Raw genomic sequence first — 19,975 nt, forward strand, 5'->3', positions numbered from 1 at the left:
CATGTTGAAAAAGCTCGTGCGCAACGGACTGACTTATTACCGGATGTCGGAGTTGCTATATCCTGCGGCTATCACCGTATTTCCAGTTTTGATTAGACGGTTATCGCTGCGCCTTCGATAGTGACGGCCACGACGGGCGTTCTCGCAGAAGGACGTCAACAATAAAAACAACAAACCGAGGTACGCACCATGGCCCGCAGCAGCGCCGACGTGCACCTGTCCGCGACAGGTCAATCGTATGCCCCTCCCGTTTCCAGCGTTGCCAGCGCGACCAAGGCCAGTACGGTTCGCTGGCGCATCTTCGCAATCATCTTCGTGCTCACCATGGTCAACCTGATCGACCGGGTTTCGTTGTCGATCGCCATGCCGACCATCGCCAAGGAATACACCCTTTCGCCTGCGATGCAGGGTCTGATTCTCAGCAGTTTCTTCTGGGCGTATGCGTTGTTGCAGATTCCGGGCGGCTGGATGATCGACCGGTTCGGACCGCGCCGGGTGATCACCTGGTCAACCGGGTTGTGGGGCACGTTTCAGGTGCTGGCGGGTTTTGCTACCGGCGGCGCGTCGTTGTTATTCGCACGGATGTTTCTCGGGGCCGCCGAGGCGCCATTGTTCCCCTCGGGCGGCAAACTGATTTCTCTGTGGCTGGCGCCGAGTGAACGCAGCCGTGGTGCGGTGATGATGGACAGCGGCAGCCCGTTGGGCGTGGCGCTGGGTGGTTTGATCATTGCGTATCTGATCGTGGTGCTGGACTCCTGGCGCTCGGCCTTCGTCATCGCCGGTGTCGCGACGCTGCTGTTGGGCTGGGTGTCGTGGCGCTACCTGCGTGACGATCCTTCGGTGCACCCGCAAGTCAACGAAGCGGAGCTTGCCAAGATCAACGCAGGCCGTGAAACGCCGGCTGCCGAAGCCGCCCGGGCCAAGGTCAAGGGCCTTGGCATTGCGGCGCGTTCGCTGACCGGCCTGCTGATCGGTCGCTCGACCTGGGCGATGGTGTATTTCGGTCTGCTCACCTGGGGCCCGAGTTATCTGGCTCAGGCGCGGGGCTTCGACATCAAAGGCATCGGTTTCGCGACGTTCGTGATCTTCATTTGCGGTTCCCTGGGTTCGTTAACCGGCGGTTTCCTCTGCGATGGTTTGATTCGCAAGGGCGTGCGCCGTGGCGTGGCGGTCAAAGGCCTGCTGACGTTCTCCGGTGTGATTGCCTTGGGTGCTTTGCTGGTCTTGCCGCAATTGAGCGACCCGATTGCCGCCGTTGCGCTGCTGGCAATGACGGCGTTCTTCCTGATGTGGGGCAGCCTGTACTGGAGCTTCCCCGCGTTGCTCGCCGCCCCGGCCCGGGTTGGCCTGATCGGCGGCGTGATGAACCTGGCGGGCAGTATCGGCGGCATCTTCGTGCCGATTCTGGTGGGGGTGATCCTGCAGTTCTTCGGCGGTTTCGGCGCAGTGCTGGGCTTCTTTGCGATCTGCGCTGCGCTGTTCGTGCTCGCGACATTGCTGATCGGTCTGGACGGCCAGCGTGAGGTGAGCAATGGCTGATGCGTTGTATAACGGCCCGATTGTCGACGCCCATCATCACTTCTGGGACCCGCAGGCCAACTATCACCCTTGGCTTTCGGAGGGGGCCGACATCCCGTTTCGCTACGGCGATTACTCTGCGATCAAGCGGCGTTATCTGCCGCCTGATTACTTCGCTGATGCCGGTGAGCACAACGTCGTGCAGACGGTCTACGTCGAGACCGAATGGGACCCAGGCGACCCGATTGGCGAGACCCGATTCGTCGAGCAGATCGCTGCACGGTATGGCGTACCCAATGCAGTCGTGGCCCAGGCCTGGCTCGACCATCCAGACGCCATCGCGGTGCTCGCCGAACAGGCTCTGTTCGCCAGTGTGCGTAGCGTTCGGCATAAGCCGGGCGGCCCAACGACGCCTGAAGAAGTCGGCGAGCAACGCACATTGATGAGCGACGAGCGCTGGCGCCGCAGTTACGCCACCTTGCACGACCTGGGCCTGCATTTCGATTTGCAGACCCCTTGGTGGAACCTGACGGAAGCCGAATGGCTGGCGCGTGACTTTCCGGACACCACGCTGATTCTCAACCACGCCGGACTGCCGTCAGATCGCAGCGTTGAAGGCCTCGCAGGCTGGCATGCCGCGATGGCGAAACTGGCCGAACAGCCCAATGTGGTGGTGAAGATTTCCGGGCTCGGCCTGCGCGGCATCCGCTGGAGGGCTGCTGACAACGCATGGATCGTGCGCGAGATCATCGCCATGTTCGGCACCGAGCGCGCAATGTTCGCCAGCAATTTCCCGGTCGACAGCCTGTGTGGCGCGTTCGACGACATCTACAGCGGTTTCAAACACATCGTTCGTGATCTGCCGAGTGCCGATCAAGTGCGTCTTTTCTACAGCAATGCGCAGCGAATTTACCGTTGCGAGCCGTGCGCCGTGGCACGTCCGTGGCCGGAACAGATGAGGAGTCAGGCATGAACAAAACCCGATTTGCAATGGTACTGGGTGATCCGGCGGGCATCGGCCCGGAATTGATCGCACGTTTGCTTAGCGAAGAAAAAGTGCGCAGCCAGGCCCATGTTCTGCTGATTGCCGACGAGGCAGAAATGCGCCGGGGGATGGACATCGCGGGCGTATCGTTTCCGTATCGGCAGATCGATTCGCTGGACTCGCTGGAGTTCTCTGATGACACGCCCCTGTTCTACAACTTTCGCGGCGATGCGGTGGGCGAGTTTCCACGCAGTGAAGCCAGTGCCATCGGTGGTCGTTACTGCCTCGATACGTTGAAGATTGCGGTTGAACTGACCGCAGCCAAAGTCACCAACTCGGTGCTGTTCGGGCCGCTGAACAAGACCTCGTTGCACATGGCGGGCATGGACCACAACGACGAGCTGCACTGGTTCGCCGAGCTGCTGGGCTTCAACGGGCCGTTCTGCGAATTCAACGTGATGGACAACCTCTGGACCTCCCGCGTGACGTCCCATGTGGCGTTGTCGGCAGTGCCGGGGATGCTCAGTCAGGAGCGGGTGATCGAAGCCATTCGACTGATCGACACCGCGCTCAAACGCAATGGCCTCAAGGCACCGCGCATCGGTGTTTGCGGCTTGAACCCGCATAACGGCGACAACGGTTCGTTTGGGCGTGAAGAGATCGACATCATCGGCCCTGCCGTGAAAACCGCGCAGGCGCAGGGCATGAATGCCGATGGGCCGTATCCGGGGGATACGATCTTTCTGAAGGTGCAGGGCGACGCCAATGCGTTCGACGCGGTGGTGACGATGTACCACGACCAGGGACAGATCGCGATCAAACTGATGGGGTTCTCGCGCGGCGTGACGGTGCAGGGCGGGTTGCCGATTCCGATCACCACGCCCGCTCACGGGACCGCATTCGATATTGCGGGTCAGGGCAAGGCGAACGTTGGCGCGATTCGCCAGGCGTTCGAGATCGGTTGCCGGATGGGGCAGAGCAACGTTTGATGGCGTGACGTTTTACCCGGTTCATAACCGGCCACGTTTTTGCCGCAGAACGCTCTATCAGCGCTCTGCGGTTTTTTTTGCTGTGCTTCAATTCAGACGGCGCCCCAATGCGTTGATTCGGCCCGGGAGGGCGTGGGAGGCCGACTTGTGGGCGATCGATTGCGCAGCAGTCGTAAAATCAGCCCCCTCGATCTGCCTGATACACCGCGTGCTCAATGTTCGCTGCCGGTGCCCGGAAGATCGTTGGCAAGCCGGCCTCCCACGCCTTCGGCAGAAGCAGCTCGGTGTAGTTGGCATGGTTATTTGTTCGGCGGAAGCGAATAGTAACCAGCACGCTTCTGTAATCCAGTCGGTCCCGCAATACCCTGTGGTGCTCCTATAACTGAGCGTACAAGTCTGCGGCCAGAGCGATCACCTGTAGCTATCACTGGATACGCATAAGTGATTAGCCGATCCCCGTTGCCGCTGGCTAAATCTGCTCATCGACACGCGACGCAGCGCTCTGCGGCGACGTTCGAACAACAATTACAAGAAGCCGATCCAGGGAATCATACTCATGAAAATCAAGGCAATCCGTACCCGCGTATTCGAATGGAAGGGCAAGGTCGTTCCACCGCAGGCGCACTTCTGCACCAATGCGAGCGACATCCTGTTCGAGCGTGGCGATGCCATGGGCTCCTTCCGTTTTCACGGCTGGCTGGTGGTGGAAATCGAGACCGACAACGGCATCGTCGGCATCGGTAACTGCGCGTTGGCGCCACGTGTCGCCAAGGAAATCATCGACACCTATCTGGCCCCCATCGCCATCGGCGAAGACCCGTTCGACAACGAATACATCTGGCAGAAAATGTATCGCCAGAGCCACGCCTGGGGCCGCAAAGGCATCGGCATGGCAGCCATCTCGGCAATCGACATCGCCATCTGGGACATCATGGGCAAGGCCGTGAACAAGCCAGTGTTCAAACTGCTTGGCGGCCGCACCAAAGAAAAGATCTGGACCTACGCTTCCAAGCTGTACGCCAACGACAACCTGGACCTGTTTCTGGAAGAGGCCCAGGGCTATCTGAGTCAGGGCTTCACGGCGATGAAAATGCGCTTCGGCTACGGCCCGAAAGACGGCCCGGCGGGCATGCGTCGCAACATCGAGCAGGTGCGTGCGCTGCGGGAGCTGGCCGGCCCTGACGTCGACATCATGCTTGAGTGCTACATGGGCTGGACCCTGGAGTATGCCCGTCGCATGTTGCCGAAACTGGCTGAGTTCGAACCGCGCTGGCTGGAAGAGCCGGTCATCGCGGACGACCTCGAAGGCTACATCGAGCTGAAGAAGATGGGCATCATGCCGATCTCCGGCGGCGAGCACGAATTCACGTCATACGGCTTCAAGGACATGCTCGAACGCCGCGCTGTCGACGTGATCCAGTACGACACCAACCGCGTCGGTGGTATCACGGCAGCGCGCAAGATCAACGCCATGGCCGAAGCGTGGTCGGTGCCGGTCATTCCCCACGCGGGCCAGATGCACAACTACCACCTGACCATGTCCACCACCGCCTCGCCGATGGCCGAATTCTTCCCGGTGTTCGACGTCGAGGTCGGCAACGAGTTGTTCTACTACGTCTTCAAGGGCGAGCCACAGCCAGTCAACGGCTACATCCAGCTGGACGACCACAAGCCAGGCCTTGGGCTGGAAATCTCCGACGAATACCTGAGCGAGTTCAACATTATCGAGTGATGTCGCCAGAGGTCGCGCATCGTCTCTGATGAAGCGCGATTTGATTACGATCCGCACTGATGTTGCGCATGGGGGCTTCAGATACCACGTGTCATCAGGTTTTGCGACTGCTTCGCAGCCGATCGCGAGCAAGCTGCGCTCCCACGCCCTTCGGGCAGAGGCGAGATCGTATTCCATATTTTTTCGGAGATTCAGCCCATGCGCCTTATCCAGTTCGAAAACAGCCAGAGACAGCGCCAGGTCGGCGTTGTCGAGGGCTTGCAGGTCAATGTCGTCCGCAACACCACAAGCACTCGCGAACTGGCCCTCGCGGCCATTCGCAGCCAACGCAGCCTCGAGGATGAAGTGAGCAGTCGTGGCACTGAGTCTGGTCCTGAATACGCAGGTCTTTTGCAAAACGGCCAGATCCTGCCGCCACTGGACCACGAAGACCCTGCCCACTGCCTGATCAGCGGCACCGGCCTGACCCATCTGGGCAGCGCATCGGCGCGGGACAAGATGCACCAGCACGACGGTCAGGTCGAAGCCGGCATGACCGACACCATGAAGATCTTCAAGTGGGGCATCGAAGGCGGCAAACCTGCGCAAGGTGATGTTGGCGCGCAACCGGAGTGGTTCTACAAAGGCGACGGCAGCATCGTCGTGCGTCCCGGGGCTGACTTTCCGGTGCCGGCCTTCGCCGAAGACGCCGGCGAAGAGCCCGAACTGACGGGCCTGTATGTCATTGGCGACGATGGCCAACCCTATCGACTGGGCTACGCGTTGGGTAACGAGTTCTCCGACCACGTCATGGAGCGGAGAAATTACCTCTATCTCGCCCATTCCAAGCTGCGTTATTGCGCCTACGGCCCTGAGCTTCGCGTAGGCGAGCTGCCGCGTCATCTGTCAGGCATGAGCCGCATCAAGCGTGGTGGTGAAGTGATCTGGGAAAAGGAGTTTCTCAGTGGCGAAGACAACATGTGCCACAGCCTTGCGAACCTGGAATACCACCATTTCAAATACGCGCAGTTCCTGCGTCCGGGCGATGTGCACATTCATTACTTCGGGACTGCGACTCTGTCGTTCGCCGATGGCGTGAAAACCCGGCCTGGCGATCGTTTCCAGATCAGCCTGGATGCCTTTGGCGCGCCGCTTGAAAACGGTATTGGCGAAGGCCCGCGCCCTGTGGCGATCGGTCAGATCAAGGCGCTTTAAGGGATGCTCTGCAGGACGCCAATCCACTGGGATTACAGCGGTTGGTGGATGAGGGGACTGATTCACCGCGGTAGTCGGTAGACCTGTAGCGGCACGGCTTGCCGACGGTGACGGATTGAGGATCGCCACCGCCGGCAAGTCGTGCTGCTACAAGTCGAGGTTCACATGATCAAACCCGTGCCGTCTGCTTCTCGGTCATTTCAGCGGGAGACGCATCGGCGAAGTGGTTGACCTGACGCAAGGCCTTGAAACCCCACATCCAGGTACCGACCACACCCAGCGTACACAACCCGCCGATGATTGCCGCGGGCACGGCGCCCCACAACGCGGCGCTGCTGCCAGCCCTGAACTCGCCCAGCTCGTTGGATGAACCGATGAACAGCATGTTCACGGCGTTCACCCGGCCGCGCATCTCGTCGGGTGTCGAGAATTGCACCAGTGTCGAGCGGATGTACACGCTGACCATGTCCGCCGCGCCGGCGATCATCAGTGCCAGCAACGACAGCCAGAACAGCGTGGACAGTGCGAACACCAGATTCGCCAGGCCGAATACAGCCACGGCGATGAACATCACCATGCCCACGTTACGGTCGAACGGGCGCACGCTCAGATAGAGACCGGTGGCGACCTCGCCCAGGCTCATCGCGCTGCGCAACGCGCCCAGACCTTGTGGCCCCAGGTGCAGCACTTCATGGGCGTAGATCGGTAGCAGGGCTACCACGCCGCCGAGCAATACCGCGAACAGGTCCAGTGAGATGGTGCCGAGGATGATCGGCCGCGAGCGGATAAAGGCGATCCCCGCCGTGAAGCGCTTCCAGGCGGTGGATTCGAGAATCTGCTTTTTGCCTGCAAACAACACCGGAACACGCATCAGCAGCAGCACACCCGCGATGAAGCTGGCCATGCACACCGAGTAGGTCAAGCCGCCCCCACCCAGCGCATACAGCCCGCCGCCGACTAGAGGCCCGGCGATGGTGGCGATACGCATGATCATGCTGTTGGTGGCGATGGCGGCCGCCAGTTTCTCCCGTGGCACGACTTGCGGCAGCAGGCTTTGCAGCGCCGGGCCGGTGAACGCCCGGGCACAACCGAACAGCGCCAGCGTGGCGTAGATCAGGCGGGTGTCCTGGTGATGCGTGACCGAGAACAGCATCAACATCAGGCTGCAAAGCCCCTGCACGCTCCAGCTTATGGTCAGGATCAACTTGCGGTCGTAACGGTCGATCAAATCGCCGGCGGGCATGAGCAACAGCAGCATCGGGATGAATTGCGCAAGGCCGACATACGCCAGCGAGATCGGGCTGCGCGTCATGTCATACACCTGCCAGGCGACCACGACCGCCTGAATCTGCATGGCAAACACAGCGGCAAGGCGGGCCGTCAGGAACGCAAAGAAACCGGGCTGCTTCAGAATGCTTTCAGAGGCAGATTCGGAGGGCGTAGCAGGCGATTCGGAACTCAAGGCAGGACATCCATCGAAGCGAAAGACGGCCGAGTGTTATACACCTGTAAGCAGGTATATGCCTCTTACTGTCAGAAATTTAATGATGGGTGGCGGGGTAATGGTCGCTCTCCCGCGGACTGCGTGGGCGATCAGACATCCTTGTAGGAGCGCGCTTGCCCACGATGGCGTCGGTACATCCGACGTATTCACGTCGTCTGACGCGGCCAATCGCGGGCAAGCGCTCCTACAGGTGTTGGATCCAGGCTACTTACGTCTGACGAGCAGCACACCCGATTCCATATGGTGGGTGTACGGAAACTGATCGAACAGCGCGCAACGCTCCACGCGATGGGTGTCATGCAACTGCGCGATGTTGGCAGCCAGGGTTTCGGGGTTGCAGGAGATGTACAGAATCCGCTCAAAGCGACGGGTCAGTTCGCAGGTGTCCGGGTCCATGCCCGCACGCGGCGGGTCGACGAAGACGCTGCCGAAGTCGTAGCTCTTCAGATCGACACCAGCCAGACGCCGAAACGGACGCACGTCATTCAGTGCTTCGGTCAGCTCTTCGGCCGACAGACGCACCAGGCTGACGTTATCCACAGCGTTATCCGCCAGATTGCTCAGCGCCGCATTGACCGACGTCTTGCTGATCTCGGTCGCCAGCACTTTACGCACGCGGGTCGCCAGCGGCAGGGTGAAGTTGCCGTTGCCGCAATACAGCTCCAGCAGATCGTCCTGGCGCTCGCCCAAGGCTTCATAGGCCCAGCTCAACATCTTCTGGTTCACGGTGCCGTTGGGTTGAGTGAACGCGCCTTCTGGCTGGCGATAGCTGAACGTGCGACCTGCGACGTCCAGCTTTTCCGTCACGTAATCGCGACCGATCACCAGGCGCTGACCCTTGGAGCGGCCGATGACGCTGACCTTCAAATCGGCGGCCAACTGTTCAGCCTCCAGTTTCCAGGCGTCGTCCAGCGGGCGGTGATAGCACAGGGTGATCATGCCGTCGCCGGCCAGCGTGGTCAGAAAGTCGACCTGAAACAGCTTGTGGTTGAGGGTCTTGCTGGCTTCCCAGCGCTCGCGCAATACCGGCATGAGCGCGTTGATCTGCTCGCTTGCGATGGGGAAATCGTTGATCAGGATCGGCGTGTACTTGTCGCCCGGCGTGAACATCGCGTAGTGCCGCTTGCCCTCGTCGCGCCACAGGCGAAATTCGGCGCGCAGGCGATAGTGCTCTCGCGGCGAATCGAAGACCTGAGGTTCAGGCGCGTCGAACGGTTTGAGCAGCTCGCGCAAGCGATCGGCTTTTTCGTCGAGCTGACGGCTGTAGCTCGCAGGGTCGAACGTAGAACTCATGGATAGAAGCCCAGCTTGATCACGAACAGGATCGACAGGATGACCAGCGCCGAATTCAGCTCACGGCCACGGCCCGACAACAGCTTGATCACTGTCCAGGAAATGAAGCCAAAAGCGATGCCGTTGGCGATGGAGTAAGTGAACGGCATCGCCAGCGCGGTGAGTACCACCGGCGCCGCTTCAGTGATGTCGTCCCAATTGATTTCCGCCAGACCCGAGGTCATCAGCACTGCCACGAACAGCAGGGCAGGCGCGGTGGCGAACGCCGGAACGCTGCCCGCCAAAGGTGCGAAGAACAGCGCCAGCAGAAACAGGACGGCAACCACGATGGCTGTAAGACCGGTACGGCCACCGGCACTCACGCCCGCTGCCGATTCGATGTAACTGGTGGTGGTCGAAGTGCCCAGCAGCGAGCCTGCCATGGCGGCGGTACTGTCGGCGACCAGCGCACGGCCCATTTTCGGCATGTGGCCGTCCTTGCCCATCAGGCCGGCGCGCTTGGCAACGCCGATCAGCGTGCCCGAGTTATCGAACAGGTCCACGAAGAGAAAGGAGAAGATCACGCTGACCAGCCCGATGTTCAATGCGCCGGCGATGTCCAGTTGCAGAAAGGTCGGGGCCAGCGAAGGAGGCATGGAGACGACGCCGCCAAACGGCGAGAAGCCCATCAGGATGGAGACGATGGTCACCGCCAGAATGCCGATCAGCACTGCACCGCGCACTTTCAGGGCTTCCAGCGCGACAATCAGGGCGAAACCGAGGGTCGCGAGGACCGGTGCGGGTTTTGCCAGATCGCCCAGACCGACCATGGTCGCCGGGTTGCTGACTACGATTCCGGCGTTGTGCAGGGCAATCAGCGCCAGAAACAGACCGATACCGGCGGCGATCGCCGAGCGCAACGGGAGCGGGATGCTGTTGATGATCCATTCGCGGATGCGAAAGATCGACAGCAGGAAGAACATCACGGCAGAGATGAACACCGCACCCAGCGCCACTTGCCAGGTATGGCCCATGTGCAGGACGACGGTGTAGGTGAAGAACGCGTTCAGGCCCATGCCCGGCGCGAGCGCAATCGGGTAGTTGGCAATCAGGCCCATGACCGTGGAGCCGATGGCAGCTGCAAGGCAGGTGGCGACGAAGATGGCGCCTTTGTCCATGCCGGTCTCGCCGAGGATGCTCGGGTTGACGAAGAGGATGTAGGCCATGGCGAGGAACGTCGTGATCCCGGCCAGGATTTCCGTGCGCACATTGGTGTCATGTGCCTTGAGTTGAAACAGCCGCTCCAGCATGTGTGGCTCCCCGGTGACGCATTGCGCCATTAATGAAATCGACTAAAACAGCAAAGCACAGCTCGCCCAAAGAGCCTGCACAAATTCTGCCAGTCGCAAAAAGCCGCGCATCATACCAGCGTCCCCCGGGAAAGGCTGCTGACGTTGATCGGCAGCTCACGATGGCAGAAAGAGTGGCCGTCCGACGTGGCAGGCGCACCCTGCGGTCGAGACACGCTCATCAAAAACCGTGAACGTTTGCCAAAACCCGCCAGTCTCTACCCCAGAGACGCAGATCCACTGCGCTGATCAAGTATCTACCGTGAGGCACCCCATGAGCGCGACGAACCAGAAGGATTTCGCGGAGCACGCCATTGCTCTGACCCTTAACGGCCAACCCCGACAATTGCAGGTACAGCCCTGGGTTACCTTGCTCGACGTTCTGCGCGAGCAACTGGACCTGGTCGGCACCAAGAAGGGCTGTGATCACGGCCAGTGTGGCGCCTGCACCGTGTTGCGTGACGGCAAACGCATCAATGCCTGCCTGACGCTGGCGATCATGTGCGACGGCGCCGAGCTGACCACCATCGAAGGCCTGGCAGACGGCGACGTTCTGCACCCTATGCAGCAGGCGTTCATCAAGCATGACGCGTTTCAGTGCGGCTATTGCACGCCTGGGCAGATCTGCTCGGCAGTAGGGCTGGCGAACGAAGGGCGCGCTGGCAATGCGGACGAAATCAAGGAGTTGATGAGCGGCAACCTGTGCCGTTGCGGCGCCTACAGCAACATTCTGGCGGCTGTCGAAGAGGCATTGCCGCAATCGGCGAGCAAGGATGGAGGGCGTCAGCCATGAACCCTTTCAATTACAGCAAGCCATCGCAGGTCAGTCAGGCGATCAGCCTCGCCGATGGCGCGAGCCGCTTCATCGCAGGGGGCACCAACCTTCTGGACCTGATGAAAGAAAACATCGACCGCCCTGACCATCTGATCGACATCACCGGACTGCCACTCAAGGAGGTCAAGGAAACGCCAAACGGCGGGTTGCTGATCGGCGCGCTGGTCAGCAATGCCGATCTGGCCTGGCATCCACTGATTGAGCAGCGTTACCCCCTGCTGTCCAAGGCCATTCTGGCGGGCGCCTCTCCTCAGCTGAGGAACATGGCCAGTACCGGCGGCAACCTGCTGCAGCGCACCCGTTGCTACTACTTTTATGATGCTGCGATGCCCTGCAACAAGCGCGAGCCGGGAAGTGGCTGCCCGGCGAAGACCGGTTTGAACCGGATCCACGCCATTCTGGGCGCCAGTGACGAATGCGTGGCGACTCACCCCTCCGACATGTGCGTGGCGCTGGCAGCACTGGAGGCGGTGGTGCATGTCGAAGGTCGTGCCGGAAAACGCAGCATCGAATTCGCAGACTTTCACCGTCTGCCGGAGAACGCCCCCCAGCGAGACAACCAGCTCGCCGATGACGAGTTGATCACGGCGATCGAGTTGCCACCCGCCGGATTCGTGTCCCACAACCACTACCTGAAGATTCGCGACCGGGCGTCTTACGCCTTCGCCCTGGTATCAGTGGCTGCAGCGCTTGAACTCGATGGCGATGTCATCCGTGACGTGCGCCTGGCCTTGGGAGGCGTGGCCCATAAACCCTGGCGGGACAAGTCGGTCGAGCAGTCGCTCAGGGGCAAACCGGTGTCCAGAGAGAATTTTGTCGCCGCTGCCGATGCCATGCTGCGGGACGCCAGGCCGCTCGCGCACAACGCTTTCAAGATCAAGCTGGCCCAGCGCGCGATTGTTCGCGCGCTGAGTGAAGCCGCTGTGGGAGGGAATGTCTGATGAACGCGAAAATGTCTCCCAACGGTAAAGTGTCTCCCGTGGGGCAGCCACTTGACCGGGTCGATGGTCATCTGAAAGTCACAGGTCAGGCTCGGTACGCCGCAGAGTACCCGCAAGCGGGGCTGCTGCATGGCAGCGTCGTGTCCAGCAGCATCGCGTGCGGCCGGGTGCTGAAGATCGACGCCTCCGAGGCCATGCAGGTCAAGGGCGTGGTCGCGGTGCTTGACCACACCAACCGGCCACCGGTCGCCAGTTACGATAAGAACTATGCGGACGCTGACGCGGCCGAGGGCTCACCTTTTCGGCCGCTATACAACGATAACGTCCTGTACAGCGGCCAGCCCTTGGCTCTGGGGGTCGCCGAGACGCTGGAAATAGCGCGTTTCGCGGGTTCGCTGGTGCGCATCGAGTACGACGTTCACGCTCACCAGACCGACCTGACTCAAGCGCAAGGCGACGCCCACACTGCGCCCGCAGAAACGCCCAAGCCTCGCGGAGATTTCCAAAGTGCCTGGACGCAAGCGGCGGTCACGGTTGACGCGCAGTACAGTACGCCGAACGAACATCACAATCCGATGGAGCCACACGCCTCTACGGTGGTGTACCAGGATGACGGCAGCCTCGAAATTCACGACAAGACCCAAGGCACCCAGAACTGTCAGGACTACCTGCACAAGGTGTTCGGGCTGGAGAAGGAGAAGATTCGTATCCTGGCCGCATTCGTCGGCGGCGCGTTCGGATCGGGACTGCGCCCGCAGTATCAGTTGCCGTTGGCGGTCATGGCGGCATTGCATCTCAAGCGCTCGGTCCGCGTGACGTTGACGCGTCAACAGATGTTCACCTTCGGCTATCGCCCCAATACGTTGCAGCACCTGAAGCTGGGTGCGACAGCGGAGGGCAGGCTGGTGGCGGTGGGACACGATGTAATCGGTCAGACGTCGCGATTCGAGGATTTCACCGAGCATGTCGTGGAATGGAGCGGCATGCTCTATCAATGCGACAACGTGCAGCTCACCTACAAATTGGCGCCGCTGGACGTGTACACGCCGCTGGACATGCGCGCGCCGGGAGCGACTTCGGGCATGGTCGGCCTGGAATGCGCACTGGACGAACTGGCGTGTGCGGCGGGCGTCGATCCGGTGCAGTTGCGCAGAGTCAACTTTGCCGAGCGAAACGGTAACGAAGACAAGCCGTACTCCAGCAAGGAACTGCTTGCCTGTTACGAACAAGGCGCCGAGCGCTTCGGCTGGAGCAAGCGCAACGCCGAACCACGCAGCATGCGCCAGGGCCAGCGACTGGTCGGCTGGGGCATGGCGGGTGGCGTCTGGGAGGCGATGCAGATGAAGGCCAGCGCCAAGGCCAGTATCGACAGCGACGGCAAGATCACCGTCAGCAGCGCCACCACTGACATTGGCACCGGTACGTACACGGTCATGACCCAGATCGCTGCCGAAGCGTTGGGGGTGAAGACCCAAGACGTCAATTTCGTACTGGGCGACAGTTCGCTTCCTACCGCGCCGTTGCAGGGCGGCTCGTTCACCGTGTCTTCGGTGGGCACCGCGGTGCAGCAGGCCTGTAGAGGGTTGCGCACCAAATTGCTGGACGCGGTGCGCATGGCCCATCCGGAGTTCGCGGTGGTGGACATGGAAGAGGTCGAGATCGGCGATGGCTGTCTGCAGATTCGCGGGCAGCGGTTTGCGTATGCCGACATCGTTCGCCAGTCGTCCCATGAGGTTCTGGAGGTACGCATCGACGCCGAGCCTGACGAGAAACGCGAAGGCTTCGCCACCGCAACGCATTCGGCGGTATTCGTTGAGGTGCTGGTCGATGAAGATCTGGGGACGATTCGCGTCAATCGGGTGGTCAGTGCCGTAGCGGCGGGGAGGGTGGTCAACCCCAAGACGGCCCGCAGCCAGATTCTCGGCGGTGTGGTGTGGGGTATCAGCCAGGCGTTACAGGAAGAAACCCTGACCGACCACAATCTGGGCCGCTTCATGAATCACAGCCTGGCCGAGTACCACATTCCGGTAAACGCGGACATCGGCGACATCGATGTGGTGTTCGTCGAGGAAAACGACGACATCGTCAACGAACTGGGTTCCAAGGGCGTTGGCGAGATCGGTATTGTCGGCGTGGCCTCGGCCATAGCCAATGCCATCTATCACGCGACCGGCAAGCGCGTGCGGGAGTTGCCGATCACGCTGGACAAGGTGCTCTGACGCTATCAGCAGAAAGGCTTGCCAACGTTGGCTATAACAACACGGATTGCCGACGGTGGTGTTGAGCGTTCTTGTGTAGCAGCACGGCTTGCCGGCGGTTGCGCCCTTAAAATGGCCACCGCCAGCAAGCCGGACTCCTACCCGTCTATGCGTCGCACCTCTCTTCAACATTCAATGTCGCCCCAGTGCAACCACAGGTCGCGCTGGTGCGCTTCGTGCAGGGTGCTGCTGCGTAATTTGCGTCAACGCGGCAGCATTCGTATTGCCGTGGGTCTTGAAGCCTTAAAACTGCCGAAAAGAGCTGAATAAAATAACGAGCCGACCCGAGGAGCACGCATGAAGAGATTTATTCGTCAGATCAGTTGCGGTGTGTTGATGCTGAGCAGTACCGCCCTGATGGCGGCGGAACCCGCCAAGTGTCAGAGCGTGCGGATGGGTGTGGTCAACTGGACGGATGTGATTGCCACCAGCGCCATCGCCGAAGTGCTGCTGCAGAACATGGGTTACGACGTCAAACAGACCAGCGCTGCTCAGCAAATCGTTTTCGGTGGACTGCGCGATGACCGTCTCGACGTGTTTCTGGGGTACTGGAAACCGGCGATGGACAAGAACATCGCCCCCTTCGTGGCCGCCAATCAGGTCAAGGTCTTCGACGCGCCGAGCATGAGCGACGCCCAGGCGACCCTCGCTGTGCCGCAGTATGTGGCAGACGGCGGTCTGAAAACCTTTGCCGACATCGCTAAATTCAAGGACAAGCTGGGTGGCAAGATCTACGGGATCGAGCCGGGCACCGGCGCCAATGCCAACATCAAGGGCATGATCGAGAAGAACCAGTTCGGTCTCGGCGGCTTCCAGTTGGTCGAATCGGGCGAGGCGGGCATGCTCGCCGCCGTGCAGCGCGCGACCAAGCGCAATGAGTGGGTCGTCTTCGTAGGCTGGACCCCGCACCCGATGAACATCAACATGAAGATCGCCTACCTGACCGGCAGCGAAGATGTGTTCGGTCCCGGCGAGGGCGCCGCGACTGTGTCCGTGGTCACTGCACCGGACTACGCGACCCGTTGCCCGAATGTGAACAAGCTGATGAGCAACCTGAAGTTCACCGCGGCGCAGGAAAGCCAGATGATGGTGCCGATCATGGACCGCAAGGCGCCGAACGACGTCGCCAGACAGTGGCTCAAGGACCATCCTGAAGACACCAGGCGCTGGCTGGAGGGCGTGACCACCTTCGATGGCAAGGACGCAGCGGCGGCCGTGCAGGTGGCTGTCAACAAATAACCGTTCGTACACGGAACCGGCAGCAGTCCGGTTTGCCGGCGGCGGCGTTATGAACATCGCCGCCACCGGCAAGCCGGATGGCTACAGGTGATCGTCGTTGGCCATATCAGCGACGCGAGACGGGATGATGGGAGTACAGGAATGCGTTACCCCCTTTCGCCAGAAATGGCTGCTTTCATTGCCAAAACCCTCAGTTTCAGTGTCGATTCGCTGGAAATCGCCGGTCAGCGACGTTCCTATTCTCGTATGTGCGAAGCCTTCACCCCCACCCGACCGGCCGGTCTCGAGGTCAAGGATTTCACCCTGGCCGGGGTCGCGGTGCGCAGTTATCGCCCCCATCGTCTGTCCCTCGAACACCCCGCCCCCTGTGTGGTTTACCTGCATGGAGGCGGCTGGGTGGTGGGCGATCTGGATTCTCACGACTTTCTCACCGCTGCCCTGGCCAGCGATCTCAATGCGGTGGTCATCGCCGTGGATTACCGGCTGGCGCCCGAGCATCCGTTTCCAGAGGGTTTCGATGACTGTCTGGAGGTCTGGCATGCCTTGCAGGTTCAGGCGCCACGGTTGGACATCGACCCTCGCCGGATAGCGATTGCCGGGGACAGCGCTGGCGGCAATCTGGCGGCGGCCTTGTGTCTGGCATTACGCGAGGCGGGAGAGCGACAACCGGTAGGGCAGGCGCTGATTTACCCAGTTCTGGGTGGTGCCGACGACTTGCCGTCCCGCAGCGAATGTTTCGATGCGCCGTTGCTCAGCACTGAAGAGCTGGCGTTCTGTTGGCGGCTCTATATGGACGAGGACGAGCGTTCACCTTACGCCATGCCGCTCAATACGACGGATTTTCGACGGCTGGCGCCTGCGTTCATCGCCGTCGCGCAGTTCGACCCGTTGCGCGATGACGGCATCTGCTACGAGCGGGCGTTGCGCGAAGCGGGTGTGGCGACCGACTTCGATCCCGGGCCGGGGCTTGTGCACGGCAGTCTGAGAGCCAAAGGCCTGGTGCCGGAAGTGGACGATCTCTATCGGCGACTGGTCTGCGCACTGCTGGGCTTTATCCGCAGCCCTTTATAGGCCTCTGTGCCAGACGCAGTCTCCTCGCTCGAATCCCATCGCCCTGATCCGGTCTGCCTGCGACTGCTCTGCATCAGGGGGTGAGGCAACTCGTCACGCGACAAAAGACCACGCGGATCATGTGCCGAAATGGGACTACTCTTTCAACGTTGGTTGATCTGCATCAATTCTGCGGTTGGTTTCGATTGATCTGTCGGCTTGACACAACCCCCGCGTCAGCAATTTGAGCGCGAACTTACAAGAACCAACACACACCGTCGTACTCAATACACCGTGGGGGCAGTCGCTGAAGGCCCCGGGTCTGCAGCCAGTACCACCTGATAGAGGAAGACCTATGTTCGGTTTAGAGGCACTCGATCTCGCCCGAATTCAGTTTGCGTTCACTGTTTCATTTCACATCCTGTTCCCTGCCATCACCATCGGCCTGGCGAGTTTCCTCGCGGTGCTCGAAGGCCTGTGGCTCAAGACTCATGACAACACCTACCGCGATCTTTACCACTTCTGGTCGAAGATATTTGCCGTGAACTTCGGCATGGGTGTGGTCTCCGGTCTGGTCATGGCCTACGAGTTCGGGACCAACTGGAGTCGATTCTCCGACTTCGCCGGTGCCGTGACCGGTCCGCTGCTGACTTACGAAGTGCTGACCGCATTTTTCCTAGAAGCAGGTTTCCTGGGCGTCATGCTGTTCGGCTGGAACCGTGTGGGTCGGGGTTTGCACTTCTTTTCGACCGTTATGGTGGCAGTGGGCACGCTGATCTCGACCTTCTGGATTCTGGCTTCGAACAGTTGGATGCATACGCCGCAGGGTTACGAAATCGTCGACGGCCGCGTTATTCCTGTCGACTGGTTTGCCGTGATCTTCAACCCTTCGTTCCCCTACCGTCTTACTCACATGGCAATTGCCGCGTTCGTCGCCACCGCGTTTTTTGTCGGTGCATCGGCGGCCTGGCATCTGCTGCGCGGTCGCGACAATCCTGCGATTCGGCGGATGTTGTCGATGGCGATGTGGATGGCGCTGATCGTCGCGCCGATCCAGGCCATGGTAGGCGATGCCCATGGTCTGAATACTCTGGAGCATCAGCCTGCGAAAATCGCCGCAATCGAAGGTCACTGGGAAAACGTAGGGGACGAACCCACTCCGCTGATCCTGTTTGGTTGGCCAGACATGAAAGAGGAGAGGACAAAATACGCAGTAGAAATTCCGTATCTGGGAAGCTTGATATTGACGCACAGCCTGGACAAGCAGATCCCGGCCTTGAAATCCTTCCCCCCAGAAGACCGCCCCAACTCGACCATCATCTTCTGGTCGTTTCGGATAATGGTTGCGCTCGGCTTGCTGATGATCGCGACCGGTCTGTGGAGTGCCTGGCTACGTTGGCGCGGGAAACTTTACAGCAACCGGCTGTTTCTCACCCTTGTCATGTGCATGGGACCCTCGGGGCTGATCGCGTTGCTGGCAGGATGGTTTACCACTGAAATAGGTCGTCAGCCCTGGGTGGTTTACGGGCTGATGCGCACAGCCAATGCATCCTCCAACCACAGCGTCGAACAAATGAGCCTGACGCTTGTACTGTTCGTCGTGGTCTATTTCATGCTGTTCGGCGCAGGCTTCGGTTACATGATGCGTCTGGTACGCAAAGGGCCCAAAACCCACGAAGGCGATGACACGCCACACGGTGGTCCTGGCCAGAAACGCACGCCAGCACGTCCTCTCTCCGCTGCCGATGAGAGCAGCACCGATGATCGTAAAGACCGCCTGAGTGAGGGGAACTGAGCCATGGGTATTGATCTTCCACTGATCTGGGCCGTGATCATCATCTTCGGCATCATGATGTACGTCATCATGGACGGCTTCGACCTCGGGATCGGCATTCTTTTCCCGTTCATCAAGGGCAAGACTGACCGCGACGTGATGATGAACACCGTAGCGCCAGTCTGGGACGGCAACGAAACCTGGCTGGTGCTCGGCGGTGCCGGTTTGTTCGGCGCGTTTCCGCTGGCGTACTCGGTGGTGCTCGAAGCGCTTTATCTGCCGTTGATCTTCATGCTGATCGGGCTGATTTTCCGCGGCGTGGCGTTCGAGTTCCGCTTCAAGGCGACTGAAGCCAAACGTCATCTCTGGGACAAGGCGTTCATCGGCGGCTCGCTGGTAGCGACGTTCTTCCAGGGCGTGGCGCTGGGCGCATTCATCGATGGCATTCCGGTGGTCAACCGCGCGTATGCGGGTGGCGGGCTGGACTGGCTGACGCCGTTCTCGCTGTTCTGCGGTCTGGCGCTGATCGTCGCGTATGCACTGCTCGGCTGCACCTGGCTGATCATGAAGACCGAAGGTGGCCTGCAGAAAGCCATGCACGATCTGGCGCGGCCACTGGCGATTACCACGCTGGTGGTGATGGCCATCGTCAGCCTGTGGACACCGCTGGCGCATCAGGACATCGCCGATCGCTGGTTCAGCATCCCGAATCTGTTCTGGTTCATGCCGGTGCCGGCACTGGTGCTCGTGACCATGTACGGGTTGTTCAAGGCTGTGGAGCGCAACGCGCACTACACGCCGTTCCTGCTGACGCTGGTGCTAATCTTCCTGGGCTACAGCGGTCTGGGCATCAGCCTGTGGCCGAACATCATCCCGCCGTCGATCTCGATCTGGGACGCTGCGTCGCCGCCACAGAGCCAGGGCTTCATCCTGGTGGGCACGCTGTTCATCATCCCGTTTATCTTGGGTTACACCTTCTGGAGCTACTACGTGTTCCGCGGCAAGGTCACCCACGAAGACGGTTACCACTGATGGGAGCCGGTCCCGAATCAACCTCGGGGCCGGTATTCGAGAGAAGAGGGTTTAGCGATGTCCGGCAAAGAATCTTTTCACGACGACGATCCTGCGCAGAAGAAACCACTCTGGCAGCGCATTGGCTGGTTGGTCATCATCTGGGCGGGCAGTGTGTTCGCCCTGTTCATCGTCGCCAGCCTGTTGCGCATGTTCATGACTGCGGCGGGGATGAAGACGCATTGAGCGTTTTTTGACCAACAAAAACCCGCTTCGGCGGGTTTTCGCGTGTACGACATACTGATTTCAGCACAGATCCCTGTA

General features: G+C 60.4%; 16 protein-coding genes. 13 read left to right on the top strand and 3 right to left on the bottom strand.

What is annotated here, in order from left to right:
- Nucleotides 1-189: 189 nt before the first annotated feature.
- The 5 genes from D3M70_RS07745 (at nucleotide 190) to araD1 (ending at nucleotide 6,418) form a co-directional block, all read left to right on the top strand.
- Nucleotides 190-1,539: an MFS transporter gene (locus D3M70_RS07745; RefSeq protein WP_120125217.1), complete on the top strand. Its 1,350-nt coding sequence runs from the start codon at nucleotides 190-192 to the stop codon at nucleotides 1,537-1,539.
- Nucleotides 1,532-2,491 carry an amidohydrolase gene (locus D3M70_RS07750; protein WP_120125218.1) on the top strand — a complete coding sequence of 320 codons (960 nt, stop codon included), beginning with the start codon at nucleotides 1,532-1,534 and terminating at the stop codon, nucleotides 2,489-2,491. The genes D3M70_RS07745 and D3M70_RS07750 overlap by 8 nt, the downstream gene beginning before the upstream one ends.
- Nucleotides 2,488-3,492, top strand: a complete 1,005-nt coding sequence (locus D3M70_RS07755; RefSeq protein WP_120125219.1) for a 4-hydroxythreonine-4-phosphate dehydrogenase PdxA — start codon at nucleotides 2,488-2,490, stop codon at nucleotides 3,490-3,492. Before D3M70_RS07750 ends, D3M70_RS07755 begins: the two co-directional genes overlap by 4 nt.
- 556 nt (nucleotides 3,493-4,048) lie before the next feature.
- Nucleotides 4,049-5,224, top strand: a complete 1,176-nt coding sequence (locus D3M70_RS07760) for an L-rhamnonate dehydratase (protein WP_120125220.1) — start codon at nucleotides 4,049-4,051, stop codon at nucleotides 5,222-5,224.
- A 198-nt stretch (nucleotides 5,225-5,422) separates the two neighbouring features.
- Nucleotides 5,423-6,418: an AraD1 family protein gene (gene araD1 / locus D3M70_RS07765; protein WP_120125221.1), complete on the top strand. Its 996-nt coding sequence runs from the start codon at nucleotides 5,423-5,425 to the stop codon at nucleotides 6,416-6,418.
- Between the two features lie 169 nt (nucleotides 6,419-6,587).
- Here the strand turns inward: araD1 and D3M70_RS07770 are convergent, their stop codons facing one another.
- From D3M70_RS07770 to D3M70_RS07780, 3 genes are all read right to left on the bottom strand, one after another.
- Entirely contained in the window at nucleotides 6,588-7,880 is a 1,293-nt protein-coding gene (locus D3M70_RS07770; RefSeq protein ID WP_120125222.1) for an MFS transporter, read from the bottom strand.
- A 246-nt stretch (nucleotides 7,881-8,126) separates the two neighbouring features.
- Entirely contained in the window at nucleotides 8,127-9,215 is a 1,089-nt protein-coding gene (gene trmA / locus D3M70_RS07775) for a tRNA (uridine(54)-C5)-methyltransferase TrmA (protein ID WP_120125223.1), read from the bottom strand.
- A complete protein-coding gene (locus D3M70_RS07780; protein ID WP_120125224.1) occupies nucleotides 9,212-10,504 on the bottom strand; it encodes an NCS2 family permease in 1,293 nt (430 codons plus the stop codon). Before D3M70_RS07780 ends, trmA begins: the two co-directional genes overlap by 4 nt.
- Nucleotides 10,505-10,817: 313 nt before the next feature.
- Between D3M70_RS07780 and D3M70_RS07785 the strand changes: the two genes are divergently transcribed.
- The 8 genes from D3M70_RS07785 (at nucleotide 10,818) to D3M70_RS07820 (ending at nucleotide 19,897) form a co-directional block, all read left to right on the top strand.
- Complete coding sequence (locus D3M70_RS07785) at nucleotides 10,818-11,336, top strand: (2Fe-2S)-binding protein (protein WP_120125225.1); 519 nt, start codon at nucleotides 10,818-10,820, stop codon at nucleotides 11,334-11,336.
- Entirely contained in the window at nucleotides 11,333-12,319 is a 987-nt protein-coding gene (locus D3M70_RS07790; protein ID WP_120125226.1) for a xanthine dehydrogenase family protein subunit M, read from the top strand. Before D3M70_RS07785 ends, D3M70_RS07790 begins: the two co-directional genes overlap by 4 nt.
- Nucleotides 12,320-12,330: 11 nt before the next feature.
- Nucleotides 12,331-14,538, top strand: coding sequence for a xanthine dehydrogenase family protein molybdopterin-binding subunit (locus D3M70_RS07795; protein WP_120125290.1), 2,208 nt, complete (start codon nucleotides 12,331-12,333; stop codon nucleotides 14,536-14,538).
- 336 nt (nucleotides 14,539-14,874) lie between these two features.
- Complete coding sequence (choX, locus tag D3M70_RS07800) at nucleotides 14,875-15,816, top strand: choline ABC transporter substrate-binding protein (protein WP_120125227.1); 942 nt, start codon at nucleotides 14,875-14,877, stop codon at nucleotides 15,814-15,816.
- 141 nt (nucleotides 15,817-15,957) lie between these two features.
- Nucleotides 15,958-16,887 (top strand): alpha/beta hydrolase, encoded by a 930-nt coding sequence (locus D3M70_RS07805; RefSeq protein ID WP_120125228.1) that lies wholly within the window; start codon nucleotides 15,958-15,960, stop codon nucleotides 16,885-16,887.
- Between the two features lie 334 nt (nucleotides 16,888-17,221).
- A complete protein-coding gene (locus D3M70_RS07810) occupies nucleotides 17,222-18,661 on the top strand; it encodes a cytochrome ubiquinol oxidase subunit I (RefSeq protein WP_120125229.1) in 1,440 nt (479 codons plus the stop codon).
- Between the two features lie 3 nt (nucleotides 18,662-18,664).
- Nucleotides 18,665-19,672, top strand: coding sequence for a cytochrome d ubiquinol oxidase subunit II (gene cydB, locus D3M70_RS07815; RefSeq protein ID WP_120125230.1), 1,008 nt, complete (start codon nucleotides 18,665-18,667; stop codon nucleotides 19,670-19,672).
- A gap of 57 nt (nucleotides 19,673-19,729) precedes the next feature.
- Nucleotides 19,730-19,897, top strand: coding sequence for a DUF2474 domain-containing protein (locus D3M70_RS07820; RefSeq protein ID WP_120125231.1), 168 nt, complete (start codon nucleotides 19,730-19,732; stop codon nucleotides 19,895-19,897).
- Nucleotides 19,898-19,975: the final 78 nt, after the last annotated feature.

This window comes from Pseudomonas sp. LS-2 (assembly GCF_003605735.1).
Taxonomy (GTDB): domain Bacteria; phylum Pseudomonadota; class Gammaproteobacteria; order Pseudomonadales; family Pseudomonadaceae; genus Aquipseudomonas.

Bases quoted from the DNA above. Each gene is read 5' to 3' on its own strand.
- trmA (WP_120125223.1), bottom strand. From the start codon at position 9,215: ATGAGTTCTACGTTCGACCCTGCGAGCTACAGCCGTCAGCTCGACGAA.
- D3M70_RS07805 (WP_120125228.1), top strand. From the start codon at position 15,958: ATGCGTTACCCCCTTTCGCCAGAAATGGCTGCTTTCATTGCCAAAACC.
- cydB (WP_120125230.1), top strand. From the start codon at position 18,665: ATGGGTATTGATCTTCCACTGATCTGGGCCGTGATCATCATCTTCGGC.
- D3M70_RS07745 (WP_120125217.1), top strand. From the start codon at position 190: ATGGCCCGCAGCAGCGCCGACGTGCACCTGTCCGCGACAGGTCAATCG.
- D3M70_RS07750 (WP_120125218.1), top strand. From the start codon at position 1,532: ATGGCTGATGCGTTGTATAACGGCCCGATTGTCGACGCCCATCATCAC.
- D3M70_RS07810 (WP_120125229.1), top strand. From the start codon at position 17,222: ATGTTCGGTTTAGAGGCACTCGATCTCGCCCGAATTCAGTTTGCGTTC.
- D3M70_RS07790 (WP_120125226.1), top strand. From the start codon at position 11,333: ATGAACCCTTTCAATTACAGCAAGCCATCGCAGGTCAGTCAGGCGATC.
- D3M70_RS07820 (WP_120125231.1), top strand. From the start codon at position 19,730: ATGTCCGGCAAAGAATCTTTTCACGACGACGATCCTGCGCAGAAGAAA.
- araD1 (WP_120125221.1), top strand. From the start codon at position 5,423: ATGCGCCTTATCCAGTTCGAAAACAGCCAGAGACAGCGCCAGGTCGGC.
- choX (WP_120125227.1), top strand. From the start codon at position 14,875: ATGAAGAGATTTATTCGTCAGATCAGTTGCGGTGTGTTGATGCTGAGC.
- D3M70_RS07755 (WP_120125219.1), top strand. From the start codon at position 2,488: ATGAACAAAACCCGATTTGCAATGGTACTGGGTGATCCGGCGGGCATC.
- D3M70_RS07780 (WP_120125224.1), bottom strand. From the start codon at position 10,504: ATGCTGGAGCGGCTGTTTCAACTCAAGGCACATGACACCAATGTGCGC.
- D3M70_RS07760 (WP_120125220.1), top strand. From the start codon at position 4,049: ATGAAAATCAAGGCAATCCGTACCCGCGTATTCGAATGGAAGGGCAAG.
- D3M70_RS07785 (WP_120125225.1), top strand. From the start codon at position 10,818: ATGAGCGCGACGAACCAGAAGGATTTCGCGGAGCACGCCATTGCTCTG.
- D3M70_RS07795 (WP_120125290.1), top strand. From the start codon at position 12,331: ATGTCTCCCAACGGTAAAGTGTCTCCCGTGGGGCAGCCACTTGACCGG.